The following is a 24,649-nucleotide window of genomic DNA, read 5'->3' on the forward strand; positions in this document are numbered from 1 at the left end:
GCGGCCGTCCGGGAACGGCCACGCGGAGAAACGCCGCGCGGAGAAAACCATCCCCCACCCAAGGAGTCCCCCCATGAAGCGCACGGCTCTGGCCGCCGCCTCCCTCCTCTCCTTCGCCGCCGTACTGACCGCCTGCGGCGGGAGCGGGAGCGACTCGGACGCGAAGCCGGAGAGCGCGCCCTCGTCGCCGAAGGCGAAGCAGCTGACACCGGATGAGCAGTTGGCGAAGCTGATGGTGACGAAGGCCGAGTCGCCCAAGTACACGTTGGAGGAGCCCCAGACCAAGGAGGCGTTCGCGACGAGCACCGACGAGGTGACCGTCGACAAGCCCGAGTGCGCTCCACTGGTGTACGCGATGAACGACCTACCTCTCGGCGACCCCGAGGCCCGTCTCACCAGGGTCACGCATGGCGGCGCTTCGTCCTCCATGCTCACGTACGTCACGCTGAGCACATACGAGGACGGCAAGGCAGAGGCCGCGATGAAGGAACTCACCGCGGCGGCCGCGTCCTGCGGAGGCGGCTTCACCGCGACATCGAAGAGTGACGGCAGCGCGATGTACGACTCGGTGAAGACGGAGAACGCGCCCCAGGCGGGCGACGAGTCGCTGGCGACGTCCGCCACCTTCGACTTCCAGGGCCTCCCGCAGACCGTCCGCACCCAGACCTTCCGCTTCGGCGACACCGTCGCCAACTACTTCACCCTGGACAGCGGCGCCTTCATGAGCGCCCGCGCCGGGGATGCGGAGATCCCGGCGGATCTGGTGAAGGCGCAGAACGCGAAGCTGGGCTGACACCCGTCTGTGAGGTCAGCCGATGTACTCCCGGTCCCAACGGTTCTGCCGCACGCCACCCCAGGTGCCCATCGCCACGGCGGCCAGGAACAGGCCGGCGATCAGCCCGCCGTACGACGTGCTGTCCGCCCGCTCGGTCGGACCGGCGACACCTTCGGGGTCGTAGCGCACGCGAAGCCTGTCCCCCTTCGCGATCGGGCCGTCGCAGCCGTCGCCCTCCGAGAGCGAGGGCGAGACCTTGCGTCCGTCGGTCGTGCGCAGGTCGCAGCGGTTCGTCCTCGCCTCTTCCACGCGTACGACCTCGACGTCGGCCCACGTGCCGCGCGCGGCCAGGCCGGCCTGGTCACCGGCTTCCTTGCCGAGCACCCCCAGAGCCACGCCCGCGATGACGGGCACGACCAGCTGCCATGCCATCTTCCGCCGCTTCCGCGGCACCCTGCGCAGCAGCAGAAGCGGCCCCAGCAGGGAAGCGAGCGGCAGCACGATCCAGGCGAGAAGCAGGGCCACTCCCCGCAGCGGACCCGGCAACGGCACGACCGGCCCGAGCCACGCCAACCCCAGCGAACCCCCGGCGCAGACGAGGCTGAACAGCAGCCAGCGGATCACGTCCCGACGCGGCTGAAGCTGTCCTTCCACGCATCTCCCTCTTCTCGTCCGACCGCAAGCCGACTCGGCGTTCACCCGGCGCACACTTTAGGCCGCGCCATATTTCACCTATCCCCTATGTCCACAATTTCCTCTGCTCAGCAAATACTTCGCGCTGGCGAAACCAAGAACCGCACCGATACCGTCTGAGCTCTTGACTGAACTTCTGTCTCACGGGGAGTCCACTGTGAAGCGCCGCACTTTGCCCGTTGCTGTCGCGCTCGCGACGTCGGCAGCACTGCTGCTGACCGCCTGCGGGGGCGGGGACGACAAGTCCGATGCCAACGACAAGATCGCCGGAGCCGACCAGGCGACGGAGAAGCCGACGAAGTCGGCCGAGCCGTCGGGCGCCCCGGCGTCGGACAAGCCGGACGGTGTCGACGTGTCGCTGCCCAAGGACATGAACCTGGTCTTCGACTGGGAGAGGCCGGGGGACGAGAACGAGGCGGCGGCGATGGATGATGCCGCCAACTTCGTCCGTGCCATCTACCGAGGGGTGGACAAGCGCACGACCAACGATGCCGCCCTGGTCACCTACTCCACGGGCGATGGCCTGAAGTACGGGAAGACGCAGATCGACGTCAGACTCGAAGGGGGCTGGACGGCGACCGGTACGCGGCGCCACTACCAGGCCACCACCCGGTCCTCGTCGAACGGCAACTCGGTGGAGGTCGCGTTCTGCGTGGACTCGACCAAGTTCTACTCAAAAGAGGTCAAGACCGGAAAGGTCCTGAAGGGCGCGCCGAGCATCACGGACTTCGACTACTTCAAAATCATCATGGTCAAGCTCCCCACCGGAGAGGACCTTTGGCAGGCGTCCAAGGTGTACGTCGAGGCAAAGGCGGCGAAGTGCCAGTGAACAGGTCTCAGAGTACGGCTCTCAGTGCCGGCGCGGCTGCCCTGGCGCTGGTCATGGGCGTCTTCGCACTCACGGAACCGGCCTACGCGGGAGAACAGCCGGGCAACACTCAGGGCTCCAACACAGAACAGTCCGGCGGCGGCGACGGCAACGGCATCTACGCCACCGCCCGCATCACATACTCCGGCTCCGTCGCCAAGGGCGGCGGCAAGGGCAATGTCACCTCCGCGGACGTCAACTGGACGCCCCCGCCCTGCTGGTACGCCCCGTTCCTCGGTGCCAAGGACTTCAAGAAGCTGATGTCCAAGAACATCGAGGACCAGATGAACGCCCCCGGCATGGGCGGCCACGCAGGCGCGGCACTCAGCGAGCTACAGCGGCACTACGAGGACGAGTACGGCTGGACCGACACCCCCGGCTACAAGGACTACAACGTCGACAAGGACGGCGAGGGGATGTTCTGGGCCGCCGTCGAGAACCCTGACGAGCCGGATCCCCTCGAACGCGGTTCGTGCGACGAGCTGCCCTTCTGGGTGGACAACGGCGAGGCTCCGCCGCCCCGGTACGAAGAGGCCATCAGTCCCGAGATACTCGCGGCCCTCGCCTACCAGCACATGCAGCTGCCCGACACCAAGGCCTCCCTCGCGCCCGAGGGCACGACCAAGGTGAACCTGCCGACCTGGGCGTGGCTCGACCGGGCCGTGTTCGACGAGGTCCAGGCGACGGCTGCGCTCAATGTCCCCGGCTTCAACATCCAGGCCACGACCACGGCCAAGCCGGTCGCCCTCAAGCTGGAGCCCGGCACCGAGGACGCCGACACCTACCCGGCCTCCGGCGAGTGCGCCATCAACGCCGACGATTCCATCGGCGAGCCCTATGCCAAGGGCAAGGCCGACCAGACCCCGCCCTGCGGCCTCCGCTACCTCCGCTCCTCCGGCAACGGCTCCTACAAGCTCCGGGCGACCATCACCTGGGAGATCAACTGGACCGGCACCGGCGGCGCGGGCGGCGACCTTCCCGACGGCACCTTCGGCAACGAACAGGCCGTCGTCGTCCAGGAGATCCAGTCCGTCAACCGGTGAGGCAGGCGGCCCAGTCGGCCGTACCTCCGGGGAGAGACTCGACATGAGCGACCTGCGCCTCGAAGACACGATCTTCGAGCACTTGAAGAAGACCTTCTCCTCCCTCAGCGACCGCATGGAGGACGCCCGCCGCAGCCTCAAGGGCACCGATGCCTCCGCCGTCGGAGAGAGCAAGCTCATCGAGGACGTGCAGGACTTCGCCGACGACTGGGCCTACGGCATCAAGCAGCTCGGCAAGCACACGCACGGCGCGGTCAAGATGATCAACAAGATAGGTGAGACGTTCGACGGGCTCGACCTGGAGCTGGCCGAATCGCTCAAGGCCAGGAAGAAGGGCAAGTGAGGTGACCGGCCGGCGACCGTCGTTTCCGCACATCGGCTGGGATCCCACGCCGGGAAGCGTGGAGGACACCCGGGAACTCGCCAGACGCCTCGGCGCTCTGGCGAGTGAACTGGGCACGGCTGCCGAGGAGCTGGAGCGGATCGAGTGCGGCGCCTGGAAGGGCAAGACGGCGATCGCCTTCACCGAGTACATCGGCCAGGACGTCGCTCCGCTCATCCGCAAGAGCCACGAGTCCTTCGACAAGGCCTCTCGCGCCCTGCACCGGTGGGCGGGTGAACTCCAGGACTTCCAGGACGAGGCGGACCGACTGGAGAAGGCCGCCGGGGAGAAGCTCGACGACCGGACGAAGGCCGAGGCGAAGGCCGGCGGCAAAGGCAGCAAGGAGCTCGGTGAGGCCTCCAGCGCCGTCAATGACCTCATCCAGAAGGTCCACGACCTGGAGGAACGTTATCGGCGTGCCGCCGGCCACATCGGCAAGGAACTCGACAAGGCCGCCGACATCGCGCCCGACGAGCCCGGCTTCTGGGACAAGCTGGGCAACAGCATCGCGGACGCCTGGGACGCCACGGGCGACTGGTTGAAGGAGCACGCCGACCTGATCAAGTCGATCGGTGATGTGCTCAGCAACATCACAGCGGTTCTCGGACTGCTGGCCATCGTGACGCTCCCCTTCCCCCCGCTCGCGGCGATCTTCGGCACGGCCGCCCTCATCGGAGCGGGGCTCACCCTGGCAGCTCATGGCGTGGCCAAGGCCTCGGGCGCGGACGTGAGCTGGGCGACGATGGGGCTCGACGCGGTGGGACTGCTGCCGGGCATCGGGATGTTCGGCAAGGGGGCCAAGATCATCGGCGCGGGCAAGGCTGCGGCGACGGCCACAAAGCTCGGCAAGGGCTTCGAGGCGACCAAGATCGCCGGTGGATCGCGCATCGTCCTGTCCTTCGGAAAGGAATCCGCGAACATCGCCGGCGGGTTCGGGAAGGCCGGCCTGGTGGTCATCGGGGGGAAGTCGGATGACGTCTACCAGGTCGCGCATGCGAGCAGTGGCTTGATGTCCCGCATGGGAGGCCTGTCCGTGGCGGGATATCACCAGGGCCAGTTCCTCGGAACCAAGGGCGCGAATCTCATTCCTGGTGTGACCATCGACCCGTTCGGAGCCGGCGGCAGGGCCCTGGATGCCGGGCTGAAGGTCGCCCCCAAGATCCTTGAGCATGTGACAGGCGATTAGCCCGAGCAGCCGGTGTTCGCCCGCCGAGTGTCCGTCCCGCATCGGGTGGCGTGGTGCGGAACCATCGGACCGAGATGATCGCGACGGAGGGTGGTATGGACAGGAGCGTCTGGCTCCCCGGGACGGGAGAAACACTCATCGCGCGCGCCCCGGTGCGTTTCGCCACGGGTGCGGCCACGCGTGTCAAGGGCATGCGCTGGTTTCGCGACTTCGACCGCAAGGACATTCAGCACGAGCTCGACGGCTGGCCCGAGGGACCGACGTACGTTCCCCGTTCCTCCGGCGGAACTGCGGCTCGGAACACGGTCAAGGGTGCCGCTGTCGCCGTCGGCGCGGCCGTCATGGGGCTCCTGAGCTCTCAGTCGGGAAGCGTGGGTCCGGGCCGTTCGGACAAGGGCTCGGACCGGTCCGACGACCGGGCCGACGAGATCGACGACTTTCCCGTCATGTGGGCCGCGCCGGGCACTCTTGCCCGCACGCTGCCGTGGCAGCTGGATCCGGCGCGCTGCGACGAGAAGGCGTACCGCACGCATGCGGTCGTCACCGACCGCCGGCTCGTGATCGTGGGCTTTCCCCATGTCGCGGGCAACGACAAACTCGTCTGCGACGAGTTGCTCTGGGAAGTTCCCCGGTCCGCCATCGAAAGAGTCGAACTGCGGGATTTCAGGACAGGGAACGACGCAAAGATCATCTTCTCGGACGGCTCGTGGTGCCGGGTCAGCAGCACGCTCCGGGAGCGGCTCACCCGGTATCTCATCGAGCCCCTGGACTTCATCCCGCCCGCCTCGCTGACAGCGGCCCAGCTGAAAACCGCGGAGGCCTTCGCGGCGGCCCAGGCACCCGATGCCCAGCCGCCTCTGGTGAAAAGGAACCCCTGTGGCTGCTTCCGTATCGAGGTGGTGGCCCCGAGCGCCATCGGCGCATCCTTCGGTCACCCCGGTCTGAACACAGTCATGGACGCCCGCGGCAACGGACTGAAGCTCACCGAGTACCACCCTGAGGACTTCCTGACATGACGGTCGCCGCCAACCTGTACGTCAGCCCCGCGGACGAGAACCTGCCGCCCCTGTGGTTCCTCACTCCCGAGGGCTTCTTCGCACTGCCGCTCGCCGCCACCCCCGAGGAACGCGCCGAGCGCGCCCGCTCGTTCGTACGAGAGCTCTACTCCCGTGGAGACGAGGAGATCTGGCAGCCGGCCGCCCCCTATTACGAGGCGATTGCCGAACTCATGGCGGACACGGGTGTCGCCTACGCCGCCATAGGCTTGTTCTCCACCGCCGAGCCGGACGCCTCCACGCAGGAGGAGATCGTCAGACACGAGCCGTCCGAGGGCGTCGCCCACTGCGCGCTCACCGTCGCCGTCGTCGCCACGGACCAGGCAACCGCCGACACGGACGTCGTCGCCCAGGGCATCCTCGCGACGCTCTCCAACGACCCCTACAACGACGCCATCTGGCTCGACCTGCCGTGCGGCCCAGCCGTGTCGTGCATCACGATGCGCGAGTACTCACTCGGCCCGGACATCACCGCGAACGGTGAGGCGGCGAAGCTGCTGACGGGGCAGGTCCAGGTCCACGTTCCCTTCCCGACCGGTCCGTTCACCGCCGTCTTCACCCTCTACACGGCATCCCTGGACCACTGGACCGAGCTCTACCGCGCCCTTACGGCCATCCTGCAGACCGTCTCCTTCGTCGACCCGTTCGAGAACGACGTCGACGACGCCGAGCCTCTTGACTGAATCGCCGTGCTCTGCCGGTCGCCGACGCGCTCACGGCAGCCGCCGGCCGCCTGGCCACCGCCTCCACCACGAGCTGCAGAGAGGGACTGAACGTGACACGAAGGCCCAAGCATCGCGTGACCGCGGAGCGGCTCGGTGTTCGCGCCGAGGCCGGTGACTGGTGCACGATCGACAGGATCCCGCAGCCCCCGGCGGAGGTACTCGCGGCTGCGGGAGACCCCCGCCTGCGCCCCGCCAGGATGCCGCCCCTCGGCATGGTCGGCGCGGCGCTCGGGGCGCCCTTCATACCCCTCGTCATGTTCTTCGAACTCCTGGCGAAGGGCGAAGAGGCGTTCATGCGATTCCTCGATCCCAAGGTCGAGAAGGACCGGCTGCGTGCCAAGCGGCGGGACGAGAAAGCGCGCCGTGAGGTCATCGTCGCCCAGCAAGGGCTGGACAAGGTCTTCGACGGGGACTGGCACGGCCAGGCCGGACAGTTCCTCCTGCGGTGGTACACCCACTCCACCCACCACCAGCGCCTGCTACTGGCCACCCCGCAAGGAATCGTCCTGGCGGCACCACCACAACGCGTCAGCGTGGGACGCGAGAAGCACCTCCAGGTCGTGGCACGGATCCCGGCCGCCGAGGCACATCTCTACGACCCCTTCCTCGGCGAGTTCGAGACACGCATGCTGCTGATCCGTTTCCAGGACGGGTCCTGGCTGCGGGTCGAAACCGAAGAACCGCGCAGCGAACTCCACATGCACGCGCTACGACAGTCCGCTCCCTGCCGCTGACGGGCGGCGGCAGCGTCCGCCGCCGCCCTCCCCGCCTCAGCCCAGACCTGCGCCCCGGCACCGCTTCGGGCAAGGCCAAGCCGTCCTCGCCCAGACGTCAGGACCAGTGCAACGTCCCTGCCACGGTGTCGAACAACTCCACCATCGGGTCCGCCAGCGGGTCGACCGGGGTGGAGAAGCTCAGCATGAGCCAGCGCTCGGTGGCCGGGATCGGGACGTAGTAGGTGACCGTGGTGGTGGGGACGGTGTTGCCCATCTGTGTCTCGGGGTCGGGAGCCGCACGACGGCGGACACGTACCGCCCTGCCCGCCGCCTCCAGCGTCCTCACCTCCACCTCACCCTGCCGCCCATGACCGCTGCGCTCGGCGAGGTGCTCAGCCAGCTCCTCCGGATCCGAGCAGGCGGGCCATTCGTCGGCGGCCGGGACGCTGATGAGCAGCGAGGAGGACAAGGGCACAGGGCCGACGGTGAGCAACGACAGGTAGAGCTCCGTGCCACCGATCCCGTACGCGCTCTTGGCCTTCTTCTGCAGATCCCGCATCAGCTCCTGCTTCAGGTGCGGAGCGTTGTCGATACCGCGGAACTGCAGGTCGGCCAGGGCCATGATGCTCCGGTCCCTCTCGTGCGGGTCGAGCGAGATCTGGAACCAGCCGTCCGGCACCAGGAGGTGGTAGTCGGCGGGAGGCGAGGCAAAGGCATCAGCGTTCTTCATGAGCATACCGTTCAGTCGGCCGGATCGGCTTCGACGCCCTGGGCGTCCACCGGGACAAGCCTCAAGGTGGAGACCAACTCATGTGTCAGTGCAGTAAGTTCGTCCGAGCGGGACATGTTTTGCCAGGTCGCGGTGATCACGACCACGGAGGGCATGTCCGGTGGAAAGACCGCGTACCTCACGAGTTCGGCCAGCTGGGACCCGAAGCCCAGAAGCCGTTTGGCCTTGAGCATGGCCTGCACCCGGACTGAGGTCCCCGCGGCCAAGTGCGGGTAGGTGACGCTCGGCTCGCCTTCGACCTTGGCGTTGGACCAGTCCAGAAGCAGCGGGACGACCTCGGCCGGCGCCGGTCTGGGACCGTTCTCTTCGGCGTACGAGTCGACCCACAGATCTGCCAGCGGCACGCCGGCGGGTGTGTAGTAGGCAGCGGCGAGAAGCGGCTCGTCCTTGTTCAGGAACAGTGCCCTGTCAACCAGGTCGTTCAGCAGATCGCGGTCACCGACCGTGCGTTCCAGAGGGTTGAAGCGCGGGATGACGGATTCCGCCAGCTCCCGTGCCTCGGTCTCGCTGCTGCCGTACTCCAGCGTCAGATCGATCCAGCCCTGCTGGAAATCGAATTGGGTGACATGGTGTTCCACCGGCGTTCCTTCGGCGTATTTGGGCGTTTCAGGGAAACAGCTCAGTCCAGCAGTGGGTTCAGATTACCGTCCAGCGCCATACCGGCGGAGGTCACGGCGGTTCCCGCCACCGAGAAACCGGTGGCGGCGCGCGAGAGACGATTCACCGAGCTGTATCCTTCCAGCCCCTGCGCGGCGAATTTGATGTCTTTCAGCTGTGAGGCGATCCCCGGATCGGCCGCCGAGAGTGAGCGCCCCACGCCGACGGCAGCGTTGCCGTCCCCTCGGATCACCAATTTCTGCCAAGCAGCCGTGTAGTTTCCGCTGCCGGGCCGCAGCACCCGGAGATTCTCCCGCCATACGTTCGAGAAGGGTTCGGTGAACGGCTCTTTCATCGACTTCCAGCCCTCCCCGGGCTCAAGCTTGAACGAATCCATCTTTCGCTTGAGCGAATCCTTGAACTTTCCGCGCTCCCACTTCACCTCGGAACCGGCGAGCTTGTTCAACCGCCTGTCCGCCCGGAGCCGTTGCTTGCTGGTCCTGGCGACCCCGGCCTTGGCCATCCTGGCGAGAGCCTGGTCCGCGTAGCGTCCCGCGATCTTGGCGAAGGCCTTGCCCACGCCCATCATGGCCAGGCCCAGGACGGTGAAAGCCAGATCTTTGAGTCCCTTGTCCCCGCGCAGCACCTGGATCAGGGTGGCGACGGAGCTGACCAGAGTGAGAAGCGTCGAGAGGGCGCCCAGAATACCGGCCAAAGCCTGCCCGATGACGGGAATCCAGCCGAGCGCGAGAGCGGCAACCCCTAAACGGGTGGCCCATACTTCCGCCCACGTCCCGATCCTGTCGACCCAGTCGTCGAACTTGTCCCAGAAGCCGTCCTTCAATGAGTCATCACTGACAGCCTCGATTGCCTGGCAAGCCGCCCGGGCCGCTCTGTCGCGGATCTCCTTTGCGCGGGCGATTCTCTCTCGGGCTGCGGTGATGTCGTCACCGGCGGTGTCCCGCTGCTCTTCGAGCTTCTTCTTGTCGCCTTTTTCCTTCTCGGAGAGACCCTCGAGGGTGCGCTGTGCCGCGCTCTTGCGGTCCTCTGCGTCCTTGGCCTCTTTGAGGGCCATGTCCGCGATCTCCTGCGCCCGGTTCAGGTCGGAGGCGTAGTTCGTGGGTTTGGCGTGAAGTCGGTCCTGGTAGCTGCCGCTGGCCTCGGCGACCTTCGTGCCCAGTGCGTCGGCCGCGGTGTCGTAGCGCCGCAGTGCCGCTTCCAGCTTCGTGACGCTGCCTTTGGCCTTGTCGCGGAACTCCGCGCCGGCCTTGCTGTCCCAGGCATCGACTTCGGCGATGGCCCTCAGGTTCCGGATCTGTCGCTGTAGCTCGTCTGCGGTTCTGCGGAGTTGTCGGCCCAACGCCGCGACCTGGTCAGGGTCACCGGGGACGGGGTCACTGTCCGCCAATGGATGCCAGTCTCGGGGCCTGGGGGACACTCAACGCCCCCTCTTCGCCGGCTTGCCGCCCTGGGCGCCGCGGATGGCCTCTGCCAACTGATGGTCGATGTCCTCGTAGACCTTGGCCGCGTCCTTGGCGAGTTTGGCCAGGGCTTCGACGTCCTCGGTCAGCTTCTTGCGGCTGATCTCCCAGTTCCCGGCGAAGTCGTCGAGCTTGCTTGATAACTCCTCGTGGCCTAAGTCGTCCCCGTAGGCTCCGTTCAACTTCCCTAAGTCGTCGAACGCCCTCTTGATTCGTCCGAGCCCGTTGCCCATCTCCTTGATGAGGTCGAGATCGGCTCGCGTGTGGTCGCCCTCGCCGGACATGGTGCTCCCGTCGTAGAAGGTGGCGGGTCCATTCCCAAATGGCTGGTGCGGCGGGCGATCGCGCCCGCCGCACCCTCCCAACTGTCAGCGAAGAGCCGAGGTCACTTGCTCCGCGCCGCCTTCGCCAGCTCGTCATCGATCTGCTCGAACTTGTCGGCCGCGGTCGTCAGGTAGTCGCCCATGCCGTCCAGGCCGTCCAGCGTGTCCTTCGTGCCGCGGACGAACTCGTCGAAGTTCTCGTCGAAGGCCTTGGAGGAGGACTTGGTGACGTAGCCGGACTGGACCAGGTTGTTGATGTACTTGCGGAGGCCCTCCAGCTTCTCCTGGAGCTTCTCCTTCTCCTTCACGACATGCTTGGCCGCGTCGCGCATGTCCTGGTATGTGATGTCAAGGTCCTTGGCCATGAAGCCGCTCCCTATTCACAACGCCGCAGGGCCAACCCCCGTGGCTCCCTGTTTGCGGACGCTTCGATCACGGTGGCCGGTTGCGGGGCCGGTCGGTGACCGGTGTGATCGTCCGCTCTTGAGGCAGCAGCTTACGTGTGGGGCTTGCGGTGTCACATCCCGGCCGTGTGAACAAGACGCGTGGGCGCGTGGCCGAGTTGTGTGTTTCGCGCCGGAGTGACGCCCCTCCGCGTTGCCATCGGGAAGTGTGGCCCGTCCCCCGCTCGGCCTCCTGTCCCCCCAAGCGGATATCGTCACAACGACTCGCACTGGGGAGGACTAGCGTGCGCCTGACTCTGACCGTCGTCGATCCGTTCGGCGGAGGCTCCGCCGATGTCGTCCTCGATGCCGATCCCGAGTCCACCGTCGGGGACATCGCCCAGGAACTGGCCATGCAGGTCGGCGGCATGGGCGCCCAGGTCATTCCGATCGGCCAGCAGGCGAGGGCCGGCGGCGGTCCGCTCGTCTATGTGGACGGGTACGCCGTCGATCCGAGCGCCACCGTCGTGCGCTCGCCGCTGCGCGACGGCGCGGTCGTCAGCCTCCAGGACCCTTCGGGGTGTCTGCCCGGTGAGCCCGCCGGGCTGGTGGAACTGCGGGTCGTCGGCGGGCCCGCGGCCGGGTTCGTGCACCGGCTGGGGGTCGGGCGGTACGACATCGGCAGCGGGCCGGCGTCGTACGTCCGGATCGACGATCCCGAGGTCGAGGCCCGTGCCCTGACCCTGTCCGTCGCCTCCGACGGCACCTGCACCCTCGCCGTGCATGGGGAGGACGAGGACGCCGTACGCCTCGACGGGAAGGCCGTGGACGGTGACGAGTGGCCCCTCGGCGCCCAGGTGTCCGTCGGCAACACCCTGCTCCAGCTGGCCCGTTACTCCCCGCCCGACGCCGCGCTGAAGTGGTCCGAGGACGGCATCGGGCTCGACTACAACCGGCCGCCCCGGCTGCGGCCGGCCGAGCGGCAGACCAAGTTCCGGCTGCCCAGCCCGCCCCGCGAGTACGAGGCCCGGCCGCTGCCCTGGCTGATGGCGCTCACCCCGCTGGTCGGCGCCGTCGTCTCGGTGCTGATCTTCCAGCGCTGGTACTACCTGATCATGGCGGGCCTCAGCCCGATCCTGCTGTTCGCCAACTACTTCAACGACAAGAAGCACGGGCGCAAGTCCCACGCCAAGCAGGTCAAGGAGTACAAGGAGCAGAAGGAGCGGATCGAGGCCGACGCGCAGGAGGCCCTGCGCAACGAGCGGGACGACCGGCGGCACGCCGTGCCCGACCCGGCGGCCGTGCTGTCGCTGGGCACGGGGCCGCGCACCCGGCTGTGGGAGCGGCGGCGCACCGACCCCGACCATCTGCTGCTGCGGGTCGGCACCGGCACCCTGCCCTCCGAGGTCGTCCTCGACGACCCCGAGCAGGACGACCACCGCCGTCAGGTCACCTGGGACATCGAGGACGCCCCCGTCGCCCTGTCCCTGCGCTCGCTCGGCGTCATCGGCATCGCCGGACCCGGCGACTCCGCACGGGCCCTCGGACGCTGGGCCGTCGCGCAGACGGCCGCCCTGCACAGCCCGATGGACGTGCAGTTCTGCGTCCTCAGCGACAACTCGGCCCGCGACAGCTGGGACTGGCTGCGCTGGCTGCCGCACACCCGGCCCGCCGCCGGCCTGGACGTGAACATCCTCATCGGCACCGACGCCGAGACCGTCGGCGCCCGCATCGGCGAGCTGACGCAGATCCTCGACGCCCGCAAGAAGGCCGCCGAGCAGAACCGCGGCCAGGCCGCCACCTTCTCCGACCCGGACATCGTCGTCGTATGGGACGGTTCGCGGCGGCTGCGTTCCCTGCCCGGTGTCGTACGGCTGCTGCGCGAGGGCCCTTCGGTGTCGATGTTCGCCGTCTGCCTCGACGCGGAGGAGCGGTTCCTGCCCGGCGAGTGCCAGGCGTTCGTCGTCGCCGAGCCCCGGCAGAAAAAGGAGCAGCACACCGACGCCGCCGCCCCCGCGGCCGCGCCCGGCGGCTTCCCCTCCTTCCAGGCCTGGCACACCGCCGCCCCGCAGGAGACCCGCTCCGACGACCGGGTGCTCGAACTGCGGCTGCGCGTCGAGGAGGCCGGAGCCGAGCGGATCAAGGACGTACGGCCCGACTTCGTCTCCCCGGCCTGGTGTCTGCGGCTGGCCCGGGCTCTCGCGCCGCTGCGGGACATCAGCGGTGAGACCGAGGACTCGGCGCTGCCCGGCTCCAGCCGGCTGCTGGACGTGCTCCAGCTCGAACCGCCGACCCCCGACGCCATCACCGCGCGCTGGCGGATGGGCGGTCAGTCCACGCTGGCCGTCATCGGTGAGTCGTACGACGGTCCGTTCGGCATCGACATCCGCAAGGACGGCCCGCACGGTCTCATCGCCGGTACGACCGGTTCGGGTAAGTCGGAGCTGCTGCAGACGATCGTGGCGGCGCTGGCGGTGGCGAACACGCCCGAGAACATGACGTTCGTGCTCGTCGACTACAAGGGCGGCGCGGCCTTCAAGGACTGTGTCCATCTGCCGCACACCGTCGGCATGGTGACCGACCTCGACGCCCATCTGGTGGAGCGGGCGCTGGAGTCGCTGGGCGCGGAGCTGCACCGGCGCGAGCACATCCTGGCCGCCGCGGACGCCAAGGACATCGAGGACTACCAGGATCTCGTTCGCAGGGACCCCTCCCACAAGCCCGTGCCCCGACTCCTCATCGTCATCGACGAGTTCGCGTCGATGGTGCGTGATCTGCCGGACTTCGTCACGGGACTTGTCAATATCGCCCAGCGTGGCCGGTCCCTCGGCATTCACCTGCTGCTCGCGACCCAGCGGCCGAGCGGCGTGGTCTCGCCGGAGATCCGGGCGAACACCAACCTCCGTATCGCCCTGCGGGTCACCGACGGCGGCGAGTCGAGTGACGTCATCGACTCGCCCGAGGCCGGGCACATCTCCAAGAACACCCCGGGCCGTGCCTACGCCCGCCTCGGGCACGCCTCCCTGGTCCCCTTCCAGTCCGGCCGCGTCGGTGGCCGGCGCCCCGGTGCCGCGGACCCGGCCGCGCTCGCGCCCTGGGTCGGCCCGCTGGCCTGGGAGGACCTGGGCCGGGCGGCGCTCGCCAAGCCCAAGTCACAGGCCCGCGAGGACGACGAGATCACCGACCTGAAGGTCCTCGTCGACACCATCCGCGACGCCAACCGCTCGCTCGGCATCCCGCCCCAGCACAGCCCGTGGCTGCCCGCGCTGGACGAGACGCTGCTGCTGGACGACGTACCGGCACCGGCGTTCACGCCCGCACCGGGCAGGCTCGCGCCCGCGCCGTACGGCGTCGAGGACCTGCCGGCGCTCCAGGCACGGCGCCCGGTCGTCGTGGACTTCGAGAGCTTCGGGCATCTGATGATCGGCGGCGCCCCGCGCAGCGGCCGCTCGCAGGTGCTGCGCACCCTCGCGGGTTCCCTCGCGCGCACGCACTCCGTCGCCGATGTCCATCTGTACGGCATCGACTGCGGCAACGGCGCGCTGAACGCGCTGACCCGGCTGCCGCACTGCGGCGCGGTCGTGAGCCGCAACCAGACGGAGCGGGTGATCCGGCTCGTCAACCGGCTCAAGGGCGAGATGGACCGGCGGCAGAACCTCCTCGCCGACAAGGGCTTCGCGGACATCGGCGAGCAGCGGGCCGCGGCCGCCGAGGACGAGCGGCTGCCGCACATCGTGGTGCTGCTCGACCGCTGGGAGGGCTGGGTGCCCACGCTCGGCGAGCTGGACCACGGCTCGCTCACCGACGAGCTGCAGACGATGATGCGCGAGGGCGCGAGCGTCGGCCTCCACCTGGTCCTCACCGGTGACCGCACCCTGTTGGTCGGCCGGATCGCGACCCTCACCGAGGACAAGTACGGTCTGCGGCTCGCCGACCGCAGCGACTTCTCCGCGCTCGGCATCCCGGCCCGCAAGGTGCCCGAGGAGATCCCCCCGGGCCGTGCCTTCCGCAACGAGTCCGGTACGGAGACACAGTTCGCGCTGCTCGCCGAGGACACCACCGGCCAGGGCCAGGCGGCGGCGCTGACCGCGATCGGCGAGGCGGCCGCGGCCCGGGACGCCGAAGTGCCGCGCTCGCGGCGGCCGTTCCGCGTGGACAGCCTGCCCAGCCGGATCAACTTCGCGGACGCCTGGGAGATGCGCGACCCGGAGGCGGCCCGCTCGAAGCTGTGGGCGCTGGCCGGCATCGGTGGCGACGAGATCGTCGGCCTCGGCCCCGATCTGGCCGACGGCGTGCCGGCGTTCGTGATCGCGGGCCCGGCCAAGTCGGGCCGCTCGACGGTGCTGATGAACTTCGCGCAGTCCTACCTCCGGCAGGGCGTACGGCTGGTGATCGCCGCGCCCCGCCAGTCGCCGCTGCGGCAGCTCGACGGCACGGAAGGCGTCCTGAAGGTCTTCACCGGCGACGACATCGACGAGGACGAGTTCGAGGAGCTCATCGACGACGCCGAGCCCTCCACCGACGCGCCGGTCGCCGTGCTCATCGACGACGCCGAGATCCTGGACGACGCCGACGCCGCGAGCCAGCTGAAGAAGGTCGTCTCGCGGGGCGCCGAACGCGGTCTGGCTCTCGTCATCGCCGGTGACGAGGAGGACGTGTGCAGCGGCTTCTCCGGCTGGCAGGTCGACGCCAAGAAGGCCCGCCGCGGCATCCTCCTCTCCCCGCAGGAGTCCTCCAGCGGCGACCTCATCGGCCTGCGCCTGTCCCGCAGCCTGGTCGGCGGCCAGGTCGCCCCCGGCAAGGGCATGCTGCACCTCGGCGACGGCGAGCTGCGCACCGTCGTGGTGCCGGGATAGGGGCGGGCATGGGTGGGGGTTCCGCGCGTCCGAAGCGCCGCCGGGCGGCGGGGGCGAGCCTGGCGTACGAGCATCGGCGCCGGCGTCCGCGGCTGCCGGGGGCGAAGGAGCGGGAGTGGAGCTGCGGCTTCGCCCTGCTGGTGCTGCTGGTGGCGTTGGCGCTCATCGTGCCGGTGGCCGTCGCGGCCCTCACCTGGGGCGAGACCATCTGGGGCGAGGTCGCGGCGGACTGGCCGGGCGGCGGCTACGGCTTCGCCGCGACCGTGGGCGCCCTGGTGCCCCTGGCCTTCGCGGCCTTCGTCACCCCGCTCACCCGGATGGACTGGGGCAGAAGCAAGGTGCGTTCGCTCGCCTGGGCCTGCGCCGCGCTGCCGGGGCTGCTCGCCTGCCAGGGGCTCGGCGCCGTCATCTCCGGCGTGCTGCGGCCCAAGCACCGCCGGGACTGGGACACCGAGTGCTTCAGCGAGGGTCACCCCTGCTGGGTGCATGTGCACTACCCGTGGGTGTGGCTGGTCGGCCTGCTGGTCACGCTCGCCGTGGGGGCGCTGCTGATCGCCGTGCTCGTCCGGTACACGGCACCGCGCGCCGAGCGCCCCTCGGCGGCGAGCTGACACGGACTACGGCTGGAGCAGCTCCACCTTCACATCCGCCGGGAACCCTGTCGTCGGCCCGACGCGGCGGGCGAACTCGGCGACGGCCTCGAGCTGGGGGGCGCCGAAGCGGAAGTCGAGGGTGGTGAAGTACCGCTCCAGGACCTGCTCGTCGAAGGCCTCCCAGCGGGCGGCCTGCTCGGCGACCTTGCCGACCTCTTCGAGGGAGAGGTTGCGGGAGGCGAGGAAGGCCTCGTGGACCTTGCGGGTGATGTCCGGCTCGCGCTCCAGGTAGTCGCGGCGGGCGGCCCAGACGGCGAAGACGAACGGCAGCCCGGTCCACTCCTTCCACAGTGCGCCGAGGTCGTGCACCTGGAGGCCGAAGCGGGGGCCGTCGTGCAGGTTGGCGCGCAGGGCGGCGTCGCCGATGAGGACGGCGGCCTCGGCCTCCTGCATCATCAGGCTGAGGTCGGGCGGGCAGGTGTAGTAGTCCGGCTGGACCCCGTAGCGCTCGGCGAGGAGCAGCTGGGCGAGGCGGACCGAGGTGCGCGAGGTGGAGCCGAGGGCGACGCGGGCGCCGTCGAGGCGCTCCAGGGGCACCTGCGAGACGATCACGCAGGACATGACCGGGCCGTCGCAGCCGACCGCGATGTCGGGGAAGGCGACGAGGTCGTCGGCGTTGCGGAGGAACTCGACGAGGGTGACCGGACCGATGTCGAGGTCGCCGCGGACCAGCCGCTCGCTGAGCTTCTCAGGGGTGTCCTTGGTGAGCTCGAAGTCGAGGAGCGTGCCGGTTCTCGCGAGCCCCCAGTACAGGGGCAGGCAGTTCAGGAACTGGATGTGTCCGACGCGCGGCCGGGTGCGAGAATTGTCCACATCGCGAGGCTAGACCCCGTCGGGAACGCCACGGACTCCGACCCCCTGGTCAACCCCTTCACCGGATCTTCAAACATCCGGGTGACGTGATCTTGACCTCTATTGCTTTCGGCTTCCCGCGTGCTAGGCTCGCCGCAAGTTGCAGTTTGGTTTCCCTTGCAGTACAGAGCCTGCGGAGCATGTAACCGCGGGCTCTCGTCGTATTCAGGCGGATGCAGTTGTGCAGGACTTGTCTTCACACTTGCTGGTTCTGGAGCAGGGCAACCCTTTGAGCCCAAGGAGGGCTTATGGCTACCGGAACCGTGAAGTGGTTCAACGCCGAAAAGGGCTTTGGCTTCATCGCCCAGGAAGGCGGCGGCCCCGACGTCTTCGTCCACTACTCCGCGATCAACGCGAGCGGCTTCCGCTCGCTCGAGGAGAACCAGCAGGTGTCCTTCGACGTCACGCAGGGCCCCAAGGGCCCGCAGGCGGAGAACGTCACCCCGGTCTGATCTGACCTGATCCGATCCGGTCGAATTGAGTGCAGTACCCAAGGAGCCCCGCTACCCCTCGTGGCAGCGGGGCTCCTGCCTTTCCGGATCTTCCCTTCGGGTGAATTCCCGGCGAATTCTCAGACGTGCTGCATGATCAGCACGAACCGGCTGCCCGGCTCCAGCGCCTCGTAGGCGTGCGGCACATCACCCCGATAGCTCATGTAGTCGCCCGGCCCCAGCTCCACGCTCTCCCCGTGCGGCCCGGCTTTCACTTTCCCGGCGCTGACCACGATGTGCTCCACGGACCCCGGAATGTGCGGCTCCGAATCCCGTACGGTGCCGGGCTCCAGGCGGATGTCGTAGATGTCGCGCCGCACGCTCGGCGGGCTCGCCGAGAGCAGGGTCGCGACATAGTCCGCCTGCTCGGACTGGACCGCGGGGCCCTCCCCCGAGCGAATCACCCGAACGGCCGGAACCGGCGGTTCCACCAGGGCGCTGAACGGCACGCCGAGCGCCACCGCCAGCGCCCAGATGGTCTCCATGCTGGGGTTGCCGCTCGCCGCCTCCAACTGCGACAGCGTGGACTTCGCGATCCCCGCGCGCTTGGCCAGCTCCGACAGGGACAGCCCGACACGGGTGCGCTCGCGCCGCAGCGCGGCGGCGATCCAGTCGAGGGGAAGGCGGGGCGGTACGGGTCCCGGCATGTTCGTTCGCTCCATCGGTACGCAGCGTTCGCCTTGACGAACGACGGGTCTGCTGTTCATTGTAGAAAACATGCGTTCGACACAGCGAACAACCACGGCGATCGACGCCGAACTCCTCCGCGATGTCTCCCTCGTCTGCCTGGCGGGCGGGATCGTCGGTGTGTCGTTCGGCGCGATCGCCGTCGCGGGCGGGCTGCCGGTCTGGGTGCCGGTGGTGATGTCCCTGGTGGTGTACGCCGGCTCGGCCCAGTTCAGCGCGGTCGGCGTGCTGCTGGCCGGGGGCGGCCCGGTCGCCGCGGCCGCTACAGGGCTGCTGCTCAACACCCGCACGGCCGCCTTCGGTCTCGCCGTCGCCGGCGTCATCGGCCGGGGCCGCCTGGCCCGGCTCGTCGGGGCGCACCTGGTGACCGACGAGACGGTCGCCTTCGCCCTCGCCCAGCGGGACCCCGGCCGCCGCCGGGCCGCCTTCTGGGTCTCGGGCGTCGCCCTGTTCGCCGTGTGGAACGCGGGCGTCCTCGCGGGCGCGCTCGCCGGGACCGCCCTCGGCGACACCGGCCGGTTCGGCCTGGACGCCGCCTTCCCGGCCGTGCTCGTCGCGCTCGTCCTGCCGACCGTGCGGTCGGACGCCGCCGTACGCAGGGCCGCCCTGCCCGGCGCCGCCCTGGCGCTCGCGGCCACGCCGTACGTGCCTGCCGGTGTGCCGGTGCTGCTGGCCCTGGCGGGGCTGGCGCTGTACGGCAGGGGGCGTACGGCATGAGCCCGACCGTCGCGATGATCCTCGCTCTCGCCCTCGGCACCTACGCCTTCCGGCTGGTCGGCCCCGCCCTGCACGGCCGCGTGGAGATCCCGCCCCGGGTCCGGGACCTGCTGTCGGCCGGAGCGGTGGTGCTGCTGGCCGCGCTCCTCGCCACCGGCGCGCTCACCGAGGGCGGCGGCTTCGCGGGGTGGGCCCGCCCGGCGGGGGTGCTGGCCGCGGGGCTGCTGGCGTGGCGCAGGGCGCCGTTCGCGGTGGTGGTCCTGGGAGCGGCAGCGACGGCGGCTGTGCTGCGGGCACTGGGGGTGGCGTGAAGGCCGATGTGGGTGTGGGTGGCCTGAAGGAGGCCCGGTGTCGGTGGGGGCCGCTAGGGTGCCCCGCCATGACCGACACCGACTTCCTCACCGCCACCCGCACCTTCTACGACACCATCGCCGAGGACTACGCCGACCACTTCCGCTCGGACCTCGCCGACCGGCCCCTGGAACGGGCCCTGTTGGCCGCGTACGCCGAGCTGGTGACGGGCCCCGGCCCGGTGGCGGACCTCGGCTGCGGGCCGGGCCGGGTGACGGCGAGGCTGGCGGCGCTGGGGCTCGACGCGTACGGGCTGGACCTGTCGGCGTCGATGCTGGCCGTGGCCCGGCGCGAGAACCCCGGGCTGCGCTTCGAGCAGGGCTCGATGCTGGACCTCGACGTCCCCGACGGGCATCTCGCCGGCATCGTGTGCTGGTACTCCTCCATCCACACCCCTGTGGACCGCCTCCCCGACCTGTTCGCCGGCTTCCACCGGGCCCTCGCCCCCGGCGCCCCGCTCCTGCTCGCCTTCCAGGCCGGAGACGTCCCGAGCCGCGTCGAGCAGCCCTTCGGGCACCCGGTCGTCCTGGACTTCCAGCGCAGGCGGCCGGAGGTCATGGCGGCGCTGCTGGCGGAGGCCGGTTTCGAGCCGCACTCCCGCATCGTGCGCGAGCGCGACGAGGCACTGGGCGACAAGACCCCGCAGGCCTTCCTGATCGCGCTGAAGCCCCGTCTCCCCTAAGCAGCGCGCCCCAGGACGGCCACGCATTCCTCCCACGCCGTCCGGCTCAGCAGCGGGCGCAGCCGGGTGCACAGCTTCAGCAGGTCGGGGCCCCAGCGCTCGCGGAACAGCGGGTCCTCCCAGGCCAGGTCCAGCTCGTTCGCCGCGGTCAGTTCGGCGAGGTCGCGCCGCAGCCGTGGTCCGGGGACGTGGGTGCGGCCGGTGAAGCGGTCGCGGAAGGGCGAGCCGGGTTCGGCGAGGACCGGGTAGGAGGCGCCGCGGTCGCAACTGCCGTACGCGTACACGATCTCCTCGGCCTCGTTGCCGATCAGGGCGGCCAGCTCGGCGCGCCGGTCGAGGGGGAGCAGGGCGGTGGGAAAGCCGTCGGTGCCGTAGCAGGCGTGGCAGAGTCCGGCCAGTTGCAGTTCACGGCGTGCGCCCCAGGCGGCGAGGCGTTGCCGGACGCGGTCCAGGTGGGCGAGGAGGGTGCCGCCGGGGTGCGCGACGGACTCGGCGCCCAGCCGGCTCAGGAACGCGTGCACTTCGCTGGACATGAGCGGAAGGTCCCTTCATGACGGGGCCCGGTGTGGGTCGGCACCCGCTCCCCTCCCCGCCCTGGTCCGGACCTCGGCGGGGCGCGGAGCGGGTTGCCGCCCTGGGCCCTGTGAAGATCCTCGTACGGCGGCGGAGCCCAGTCAATCCTAAGTATTTGTCGCCAACTCCAAGCTCTGGCTTGGGTATTGTCGCTGCATGACCCTAGACGATCTCCGGGTGTTCGTTGCCGTGTGCCGGGCCGGCAGCCTCAGTGCGGTGGGACGGGATCTCGGGTGCACCCAGTCCGCGGTGAGCCAGCATGTGAAGCGGCTGGAGCGGGAGACGGGGGTGAGCCTGCTGGAGCGGCTGCCGCGCGGGGTGGCGCCGACGGCGGCGGGGCGGGTGCTGGAGGCGGCCGCGGCGGAGGGGATCGCCGGGCTGGACCTGGCGCTGCGGCGGCTGCGGGACCTCGCGGACGGGGAGAGCGGGTCGGTGCGGGTGGCGACGGGCGCGACGACCGTGCGGCACTTCATGGCGGACGCGATCGTCGCGTTCCGGCGGACTCATCCCAAGGTCAACCTCGAGTTCCGTACGGAGAGTTCGAGCCGGGCCTGCTTCGGCGCGCTCGCCGACAGTGAACTCGACCTCGCGTGGATCACCCTCGGGGCGCCGGTGCGGGGGGTCGAGCAGCGGGCTGTGGCCGAGTTGCCGTGGGTCCTTGCCGTACGGCCCGACGATCCGCTGGCCCGGCAGTCGGCGGTCGATGCACAGCAGCTCGCTGGGCTGTCCGACCTGCGGCTGATACGGCTGCCGCCCAACTCGACCTCGGCGGCCCACCTGGACGCCGCCTGCACGGAGTTGGGCGTCCGGTTCGCCTTCGACACGGGCGTCGCCGACTGGGACACGGCCTTGCTGCTGGCCGAGTTGGGGCTGGGGCGGGCGATGATTCCGGCCCGGCCCGGACTGTCGGCCGAGGACGGCCGGTTGCGGTTGCTTCCGGTGCCGGGGCTGCGGCCGCTGCGGGTGGGGTGGGCCGTACGGCGGTGGGACGCGCTGCCGCCTGCCGCGCGGGCGTTCGCCGACACGGTCGCGGCCACGTTCGAGCGCCCCTCGCCGTAGACCCTGCCCTCGCGTCGCGTCTACTGCGCCGTCGTGGCTTGTCGCGCCCACGCGGCGGAGCCGCAGATCGACACAGCCCCGCGCCCCTTGAGGGCGTCCCCTCGAAGCCTGTTCACAGCAGGGCCAGGGATGCCACCGCCGGGGCCGCGTACAGCATCGGGAACAGTACGTGGCCGTAGGAGCGGGCCCTCAGGACCGCGACGACCGCGCCCGTGAAGTACAGGGTCAGACCGATCGCCGCCGCGATGCCGATGCCCCGTACCGCGAGGCCCGCCAGCAGGCCGACCGCTCCGGCCGCCTTGGCGCCGGCGAGCCGGTTCCACCAGGACTTGGGGACGCCGTACTCGGTGAGCGGCGCGACGACCCACTCCTGGCGGCTGAAGAGGGCCCAGGCGGAGAAGCCCGCCATGAGGGCTCCGAGGACGGTGACGACGGCGTAGGCGATGGACATGGTGGGCTCCTCGTCGGTGCGCGGTGGGTGTTCACCTCACTGACACACCGCGGAGGAAGAACGTGACCGCACCAGCTCCCGAGTGACGCACGTCACTCTCACGCGCCGTCGTACAGGCCCTCCACCACGTCCGAGAAGTCCCGCAGGATCGCCTGGCGGCGCAGCTTCATGGAGGGGGTGAGATGGCCGGAGAACTCGGTGAAGTCGGCGGGGAGGATCGCGAAGCGGCGGATGGACTCGGGTCGGGATACGAGGCGGTTGGTCTCGTCCACGGCTCGCTGCAGGATGTTGCGCAACTCCTCGTCGTCCACCAGGAGTTCGGCCGGTACCGGATGGCGGCCGTTCATCCGGCGCCAGTGGGTGACGCCCTCCATGTCGAGGGTGATGAGGGCGGTGACGTAGGGCCGGCGGTCGCCCACGAGGACGCAGTGGGAGATCAGGGGGTGGGAGCGCAGGTAGTGCTCCAGCGGGGCCGGGGCCACGTTCTTGCCGCCGGAGGTGATCAGGATCTCCTTCTTGCGGCCGGTGATGACGAGATAGCCGTCCTCGTCGAGACGGCCGAGGTCGCCCGTGGGGAACCAGCCGTCCGGGGTGGCCGGGACCACTCCCCCGGCGGCCGGGTCCCAGTAGCCGCGGAAGACCTGACCGCCGGCCAGCAGGATCTCCCCGTCGGCGGCGATCCGCACGCGCGTCCCCGGCAGCGGCCAGCCGACCGTGCCCAGGCGGGGCTTGAGCGGCGGGGTGACGGTCGCCGCGCCGGTCGTCTCGGTCAGGCCGTAGCCCTCGTACACGGCGATGCCCGCGCCCCCGAAGAACGCGGCGAGGTCGCGGCCCAGCGGTGAGCCGCCGCAGATGACATGCCGGACCCGCCCGCCGAGGGCACCCCGCACCCGCCGGTAGACCAGCGGGTCGTACAGCGCCCGGGCCGCTTTCAGGGTCGTGCCGGGACCGGACCCGGTGCCGTGCCGGGCGGCCTCGACCGCCTCGGCGTAGCGGCGCGCGGTGCCGGCGGCCCGCTCGAACGCGGCGCTCTTGCCGCCGCGTTCGGCGGTGGCGCGGGCGTTGTTGTACACCTTCTCCAGCATGTACGGGATGGCCAGCAGGAAGGTCGGCTTGAAGGCGGCCAGGTCGGCCAGCAGATCCTCGGCCTTCAGGCTGGGCGCGTGCCCGAGCCGCACCCGGGCCCGTACACAGGCGACGGCCACCATCCGGCCGAAGACGTGCGACAGCGGCAGGAACAGCAGCGTGGCCGGCTCGCCGCCGATCTTCTCCTTGAAGACGGGGTAGAGCAGTTCGACGGCGTTGTCGACCTCGGCGAGGAAGTTGCCGTGGGTGAGGGCGCAGCCCTTGGGGCGGCCGGTGGTGCCGGAGGTGTAGACGAGCGTGGCGAGCGTGTCCGGGCCCAGCACCCCACGCCGTACGGCCACTTCCTGGTCGGGCACCTGCGCGCCCAGCTCCACCAGCCGCTGGACGTGTCCCTGGTCGATGGCCCACAGATGGCGCAGGTCGGGCAGGTGCCCGAGCTCCGGTCCGAGCGTGCCGGCCTGTGCGGCCGTCTCGGTGATCAGGGCGACCGTGCCGGAGTCCTGGAGGATCTGCCGGGCCTGGAAGGCGGAGGAGGTCGGATAGACCGGCACGGTGACCAGCCCGGCGGCCCACGCGGCGAAGTCCAGCAGCGTCCACTCGTAGCAGGTGCGCGCCATCACGGCGAGCCGGTCGCCGGGCACGAGCCCCTCCGCGATCAGCCCCTTGGCCACGGCGAGCACCTGCGCGGCGAACTCGGCCGCCGTCACGTCCTGCCAAGTGCCGTCCGCCATACGGCGGCTGAGGACGCGGTGTCCGGGGTCGACCCCGGCGTTCTCGAACGGCAGGTCGGCCAGCGAGCCGTGGGACACGGGCGGCACCAGCGGCGGTACGGCCGCCTCGCGCACCTCTCCGTCCAGCCGGCGCAGCTCGGGCCGCACGAGCACGGGGCCGCCGTCCGGGTCGTACTCCAGGGACGACTCGGCCGTCGGCTCGGGCACGGAGGGGGACGAGTACGAGATCGGCATGTCGGCTCCTGAGGCCTGCAGCTGCGTCCTTGCTGTGCTGCATGAGGTACGCGGGTCCCGCACCGCGGCGTTCAGCGCAGGGGGTTACCGGCGGTCAGATGCGTGATCGTACGGTGCCCTCGTGGGGAGTCCGTGCGGGTTCCGGGGGGTTCCGGAGGTGGTCCGGGGCCGGGCCTGTGCAGCCTCGAGCCCTTGCGCGCCTTTGGTTT

General features: G+C 69.9%; 26 protein-coding genes. 15 read left to right on the forward strand and 11 right to left on the reverse strand.

What is annotated here, in order from left to right:
- Nucleotides 1-73: 73 nt before the first annotated feature.
- Complete coding sequence (locus tag ACIQ6Y_RS31140) at nucleotides 74-793, forward strand: hypothetical protein (RefSeq protein WP_404043911.1); 720 nt, start codon at nucleotides 74-76, stop codon at nucleotides 791-793.
- 15 nt (nucleotides 794-808) lie between these two features.
- On the opposite strand, the gene ACIQ6Y_RS31145 is transcribed toward ACIQ6Y_RS31140, so the two are convergent.
- Complete coding sequence (locus ACIQ6Y_RS31145) at nucleotides 809-1,429, reverse strand: hypothetical protein (protein ID WP_404043913.1); 621 nt, start codon at nucleotides 1,427-1,429, stop codon at nucleotides 809-811.
- 196 nt (nucleotides 1,430-1,625) lie between these two features.
- Here ACIQ6Y_RS31145 and ACIQ6Y_RS31150 point away from each other — a divergent pair, with 196 nt between their 5' ends.
- The 7 genes from ACIQ6Y_RS31150 (at nucleotide 1,626) to ACIQ6Y_RS31180 (ending at nucleotide 7,461) form a co-directional block, all read left to right on the forward strand.
- The gene (locus ACIQ6Y_RS31150) at nucleotides 1,626-2,297 is read left to right on the forward strand and encodes a hypothetical protein (protein ID WP_404043915.1); all 672 of its coding nucleotides are present in this window, start codon (nucleotides 1,626-1,628) and stop codon (nucleotides 2,295-2,297) included.
- A 53-nt stretch (nucleotides 2,298-2,350) separates the two neighbouring features.
- Nucleotides 2,351-3,379, forward strand: coding sequence for a hypothetical protein (locus ACIQ6Y_RS31155; RefSeq protein ID WP_404043917.1), 1,029 nt, complete (start codon nucleotides 2,351-2,353; stop codon nucleotides 3,377-3,379).
- Between the two features lie 43 nt (nucleotides 3,380-3,422).
- Nucleotides 3,423-3,722 (forward strand): hypothetical protein, encoded by a 300-nt coding sequence (locus ACIQ6Y_RS31160; RefSeq protein WP_404043919.1) that lies wholly within the window; start codon nucleotides 3,423-3,425, stop codon nucleotides 3,720-3,722.
- Between the two features lies 1 nt (nucleotide 3,723).
- Nucleotides 3,724-4,947: an enoyl-CoA hydratase/isomerase family protein gene (locus tag ACIQ6Y_RS31165; RefSeq protein ID WP_404043921.1), complete on the forward strand. Its 1,224-nt coding sequence runs from the start codon at nucleotides 3,724-3,726 to the stop codon at nucleotides 4,945-4,947.
- A gap of 95 nt (nucleotides 4,948-5,042) precedes the next feature.
- Nucleotides 5,043-5,963 carry a hypothetical protein gene (locus ACIQ6Y_RS31170; RefSeq protein WP_404043923.1) on the forward strand — a complete coding sequence of 307 codons (921 nt, stop codon included), beginning with the start codon at nucleotides 5,043-5,045 and terminating at the stop codon, nucleotides 5,961-5,963.
- Nucleotides 5,960-6,685 carry a hypothetical protein gene (locus ACIQ6Y_RS31175; RefSeq protein WP_404043925.1) on the forward strand — a complete coding sequence of 242 codons (726 nt, stop codon included), beginning with the start codon at nucleotides 5,960-5,962 and terminating at the stop codon, nucleotides 6,683-6,685. The genes ACIQ6Y_RS31170 and ACIQ6Y_RS31175 overlap by 4 nt, the downstream gene beginning before the upstream one ends.
- Nucleotides 6,686-6,777: 92 nt before the next feature.
- Complete coding sequence (locus tag ACIQ6Y_RS31180) at nucleotides 6,778-7,461, forward strand: hypothetical protein (RefSeq protein WP_404043927.1); 684 nt, start codon at nucleotides 6,778-6,780, stop codon at nucleotides 7,459-7,461.
- A 97-nt stretch (nucleotides 7,462-7,558) separates the two neighbouring features.
- On the opposite strand, the gene ACIQ6Y_RS31185 is transcribed toward ACIQ6Y_RS31180, so the two are convergent.
- From ACIQ6Y_RS31185 to ACIQ6Y_RS31205, 5 genes are all read right to left on the reverse strand, one after another.
- Nucleotides 7,559-8,173 carry a hypothetical protein gene (locus ACIQ6Y_RS31185; RefSeq protein WP_404043929.1) on the reverse strand — a complete coding sequence of 205 codons (615 nt, stop codon included), beginning with the start codon at nucleotides 8,171-8,173 and terminating at the stop codon, nucleotides 7,559-7,561.
- An 11-nt stretch (nucleotides 8,174-8,184) separates the two neighbouring features.
- Nucleotides 8,185-8,811 (reverse strand): hypothetical protein, encoded by a 627-nt coding sequence (locus ACIQ6Y_RS31190; RefSeq protein WP_404043931.1) that lies wholly within the window; start codon nucleotides 8,809-8,811, stop codon nucleotides 8,185-8,187.
- A 41-nt stretch (nucleotides 8,812-8,852) separates the two neighbouring features.
- Nucleotides 8,853-10,238 carry a hypothetical protein gene (locus ACIQ6Y_RS31195; protein ID WP_404043933.1) on the reverse strand — a complete coding sequence of 462 codons (1,386 nt, stop codon included), beginning with the start codon at nucleotides 10,236-10,238 and terminating at the stop codon, nucleotides 8,853-8,855.
- 30 nt (nucleotides 10,239-10,268) lie between these two features.
- Nucleotides 10,269-10,595 (reverse strand): hypothetical protein, encoded by a 327-nt coding sequence (locus tag ACIQ6Y_RS31200; RefSeq protein ID WP_404043935.1) that lies wholly within the window; start codon nucleotides 10,593-10,595, stop codon nucleotides 10,269-10,271.
- Nucleotides 10,596-10,696: 101 nt separating this feature from the next.
- Nucleotides 10,697-10,999, reverse strand: coding sequence for a WXG100 family type VII secretion target (locus tag ACIQ6Y_RS31205; protein ID WP_404043937.1), 303 nt, complete (start codon nucleotides 10,997-10,999; stop codon nucleotides 10,697-10,699).
- A gap of 323 nt (nucleotides 11,000-11,322) precedes the next feature.
- Between ACIQ6Y_RS31205 and ACIQ6Y_RS31210 the strand changes: the two genes are divergently transcribed.
- Nucleotides 11,323-15,873, forward strand: a complete 4,551-nt coding sequence (locus tag ACIQ6Y_RS31210; RefSeq protein WP_404043939.1) for an FtsK/SpoIIIE domain-containing protein — start codon at nucleotides 11,323-11,325, stop codon at nucleotides 15,871-15,873.
- Between the two features lie 8 nt (nucleotides 15,874-15,881).
- Complete coding sequence (locus ACIQ6Y_RS31215) at nucleotides 15,882-16,484, forward strand: hypothetical protein (RefSeq protein WP_404043941.1); 603 nt, start codon at nucleotides 15,882-15,884, stop codon at nucleotides 16,482-16,484.
- A 6-nt stretch (nucleotides 16,485-16,490) separates the two neighbouring features.
- On the opposite strand, the gene ACIQ6Y_RS31220 is transcribed toward ACIQ6Y_RS31215, so the two are convergent.
- Complete coding sequence (locus tag ACIQ6Y_RS31220; protein ID WP_404043943.1) at nucleotides 16,491-17,339, reverse strand: menaquinone biosynthetic enzyme MqnA/MqnD family protein; 849 nt, start codon at nucleotides 17,337-17,339, stop codon at nucleotides 16,491-16,493.
- A gap of 287 nt (nucleotides 17,340-17,626) precedes the next feature.
- Here ACIQ6Y_RS31220 and ACIQ6Y_RS31225 point away from each other — a divergent pair, with 287 nt between their 5' ends.
- Nucleotides 17,627-17,830: a cold-shock protein gene (locus ACIQ6Y_RS31225; protein ID WP_003992177.1), complete on the forward strand. Its 204-nt coding sequence runs from the start codon at nucleotides 17,627-17,629 to the stop codon at nucleotides 17,828-17,830.
- A gap of 119 nt (nucleotides 17,831-17,949) precedes the next feature.
- On the opposite strand, the gene ACIQ6Y_RS31230 is transcribed toward ACIQ6Y_RS31225, so the two are convergent.
- A complete protein-coding gene (locus tag ACIQ6Y_RS31230) occupies nucleotides 17,950-18,516 on the reverse strand; it encodes a helix-turn-helix domain-containing protein (protein WP_404043945.1) in 567 nt (188 codons plus the stop codon).
- A 70-nt stretch (nucleotides 18,517-18,586) separates the two neighbouring features.
- Here ACIQ6Y_RS31230 and ACIQ6Y_RS31235 point away from each other — a divergent pair, with 70 nt between their 5' ends.
- The 3 genes from ACIQ6Y_RS31235 to ACIQ6Y_RS31245 all read left to right on the forward strand — a co-directional run bounded on the left by ACIQ6Y_RS31235 (nucleotide 18,587) and on the right by ACIQ6Y_RS31245 (nucleotide 20,306).
- Nucleotides 18,587-19,273: an AzlC family ABC transporter permease gene (locus tag ACIQ6Y_RS31235; RefSeq protein WP_404043947.1), complete on the forward strand. Its 687-nt coding sequence runs from the start codon at nucleotides 18,587-18,589 to the stop codon at nucleotides 19,271-19,273.
- Entirely contained in the window at nucleotides 19,270-19,584 is a 315-nt protein-coding gene (locus ACIQ6Y_RS31240; protein ID WP_404043949.1) for an AzlD domain-containing protein, read from the forward strand. Before ACIQ6Y_RS31235 ends, ACIQ6Y_RS31240 begins: the two co-directional genes overlap by 4 nt.
- 68 nt (nucleotides 19,585-19,652) lie before the next feature.
- Nucleotides 19,653-20,306: a class I SAM-dependent DNA methyltransferase gene (locus ACIQ6Y_RS31245; protein WP_404043951.1), complete on the forward strand. Its 654-nt coding sequence runs from the start codon at nucleotides 19,653-19,655 to the stop codon at nucleotides 20,304-20,306.
- Here the strand turns inward: ACIQ6Y_RS31245 and ACIQ6Y_RS31250 are convergent.
- Nucleotides 20,303-20,839 carry a DUF6817 domain-containing protein gene (locus ACIQ6Y_RS31250; RefSeq protein WP_404043953.1) on the reverse strand — a complete coding sequence of 179 codons (537 nt, stop codon included), beginning with the start codon at nucleotides 20,837-20,839 and terminating at the stop codon, nucleotides 20,303-20,305. The two genes, ACIQ6Y_RS31245 and ACIQ6Y_RS31250, sit on opposite strands and share 4 nt — an antisense overlap.
- 196 nt (nucleotides 20,840-21,035) lie before the next feature.
- Between ACIQ6Y_RS31250 and ACIQ6Y_RS31255 the strand changes: the two genes are divergently transcribed.
- Complete coding sequence (locus ACIQ6Y_RS31255) at nucleotides 21,036-21,938, forward strand: LysR family transcriptional regulator (protein ID WP_404043955.1); 903 nt, start codon at nucleotides 21,036-21,038, stop codon at nucleotides 21,936-21,938.
- Between the two features lie 112 nt (nucleotides 21,939-22,050).
- On the opposite strand, the gene ACIQ6Y_RS31260 is transcribed toward ACIQ6Y_RS31255, so the two are convergent.
- Both ACIQ6Y_RS31260 and ACIQ6Y_RS31265 read right to left on the reverse strand, forming a co-directional pair.
- Nucleotides 22,051-22,389: a DoxX family protein gene (locus ACIQ6Y_RS31260; protein WP_404043957.1), complete on the reverse strand. Its 339-nt coding sequence runs from the start codon at nucleotides 22,387-22,389 to the stop codon at nucleotides 22,051-22,053.
- 98 nt (nucleotides 22,390-22,487) lie between these two features.
- Nucleotides 22,488-24,440 (reverse strand): AMP-dependent synthetase/ligase, encoded by a 1,953-nt coding sequence (locus tag ACIQ6Y_RS31265; RefSeq protein WP_404043959.1) that lies wholly within the window; start codon nucleotides 24,438-24,440, stop codon nucleotides 22,488-22,490.
- Nucleotides 24,441-24,649: the final 209 nt, after the last annotated feature.

The sequence above is a fragment of the Streptomyces sp. NPDC096205 genome (assembly GCF_044763135.1).
Classification (GTDB): domain Bacteria; phylum Actinomycetota; class Actinomycetes; order Streptomycetales; family Streptomycetaceae; genus Streptomyces.

What these genes read in the sequence shown, in the direction of transcription:
- ACIQ6Y_RS31230 (WP_404043945.1), bottom strand. Translation starts at nt 18,516, where the DNA reads ATGCCGGGACCCGTACCGCCCCGCCTTCCCCTCGACTGGATCGCCGCC.
- ACIQ6Y_RS31205 (WP_404043937.1), bottom strand. Translation starts at nt 10,999, where the DNA reads ATGGCCAAGGACCTTGACATCACATACCAGGACATGCGCGACGCGGCC.
- ACIQ6Y_RS31260 (WP_404043957.1), bottom strand. Translation starts at nt 22,389, where the DNA reads ATGTCCATCGCCTACGCCGTCGTCACCGTCCTCGGAGCCCTCATGGCG.
- ACIQ6Y_RS31240 (WP_404043949.1), top strand. Translation starts at nt 19,270, where the DNA reads ATGAGCCCGACCGTCGCGATGATCCTCGCTCTCGCCCTCGGCACCTAC.
- ACIQ6Y_RS31215 (WP_404043941.1), top strand. Translation starts at nt 15,882, where the DNA reads ATGGGTGGGGGTTCCGCGCGTCCGAAGCGCCGCCGGGCGGCGGGGGCG.
- ACIQ6Y_RS31250 (WP_404043953.1), bottom strand. Translation starts at nt 20,839, where the DNA reads ATGTCCAGCGAAGTGCACGCGTTCCTGAGCCGGCTGGGCGCCGAGTCC.
- ACIQ6Y_RS31155 (WP_404043917.1), top strand. Translation starts at nt 2,351, where the DNA reads ATGGGCGTCTTCGCACTCACGGAACCGGCCTACGCGGGAGAACAGCCG.
- ACIQ6Y_RS31160 (WP_404043919.1), top strand. Translation starts at nt 3,423, where the DNA reads ATGAGCGACCTGCGCCTCGAAGACACGATCTTCGAGCACTTGAAGAAG.
- ACIQ6Y_RS31175 (WP_404043925.1), top strand. Translation starts at nt 5,960, where the DNA reads ATGACGGTCGCCGCCAACCTGTACGTCAGCCCCGCGGACGAGAACCTG.
- ACIQ6Y_RS31140 (WP_404043911.1), top strand. Translation starts at nt 74, where the DNA reads ATGAAGCGCACGGCTCTGGCCGCCGCCTCCCTCCTCTCCTTCGCCGCC.
- ACIQ6Y_RS31170 (WP_404043923.1), top strand. Translation starts at nt 5,043, where the DNA reads ATGGACAGGAGCGTCTGGCTCCCCGGGACGGGAGAAACACTCATCGCG.
- ACIQ6Y_RS31200 (WP_404043935.1), bottom strand. Translation starts at nt 10,595, where the DNA reads ATGTCCGGCGAGGGCGACCACACGCGAGCCGATCTCGACCTCATCAAG.
- ACIQ6Y_RS31235 (WP_404043947.1), top strand. Translation starts at nt 18,587, where the DNA reads ATGCGTTCGACACAGCGAACAACCACGGCGATCGACGCCGAACTCCTC.
- ACIQ6Y_RS31245 (WP_404043951.1), top strand. Translation starts at nt 19,653, where the DNA reads ATGACCGACACCGACTTCCTCACCGCCACCCGCACCTTCTACGACACC.
- ACIQ6Y_RS31185 (WP_404043929.1), bottom strand. Translation starts at nt 8,173, where the DNA reads ATGAAGAACGCTGATGCCTTTGCCTCGCCTCCCGCCGACTACCACCTC.
- ACIQ6Y_RS31255 (WP_404043955.1), top strand. Translation starts at nt 21,036, where the DNA reads ATGACCCTAGACGATCTCCGGGTGTTCGTTGCCGTGTGCCGGGCCGGC.
- ACIQ6Y_RS31225 (WP_003992177.1), top strand. Translation starts at nt 17,627, where the DNA reads ATGGCTACCGGAACCGTGAAGTGGTTCAACGCCGAAAAGGGCTTTGGC.
- ACIQ6Y_RS31265 (WP_404043959.1), bottom strand. Translation starts at nt 24,440, where the DNA reads ATGCCGATCTCGTACTCGTCCCCCTCCGTGCCCGAGCCGACGGCCGAG.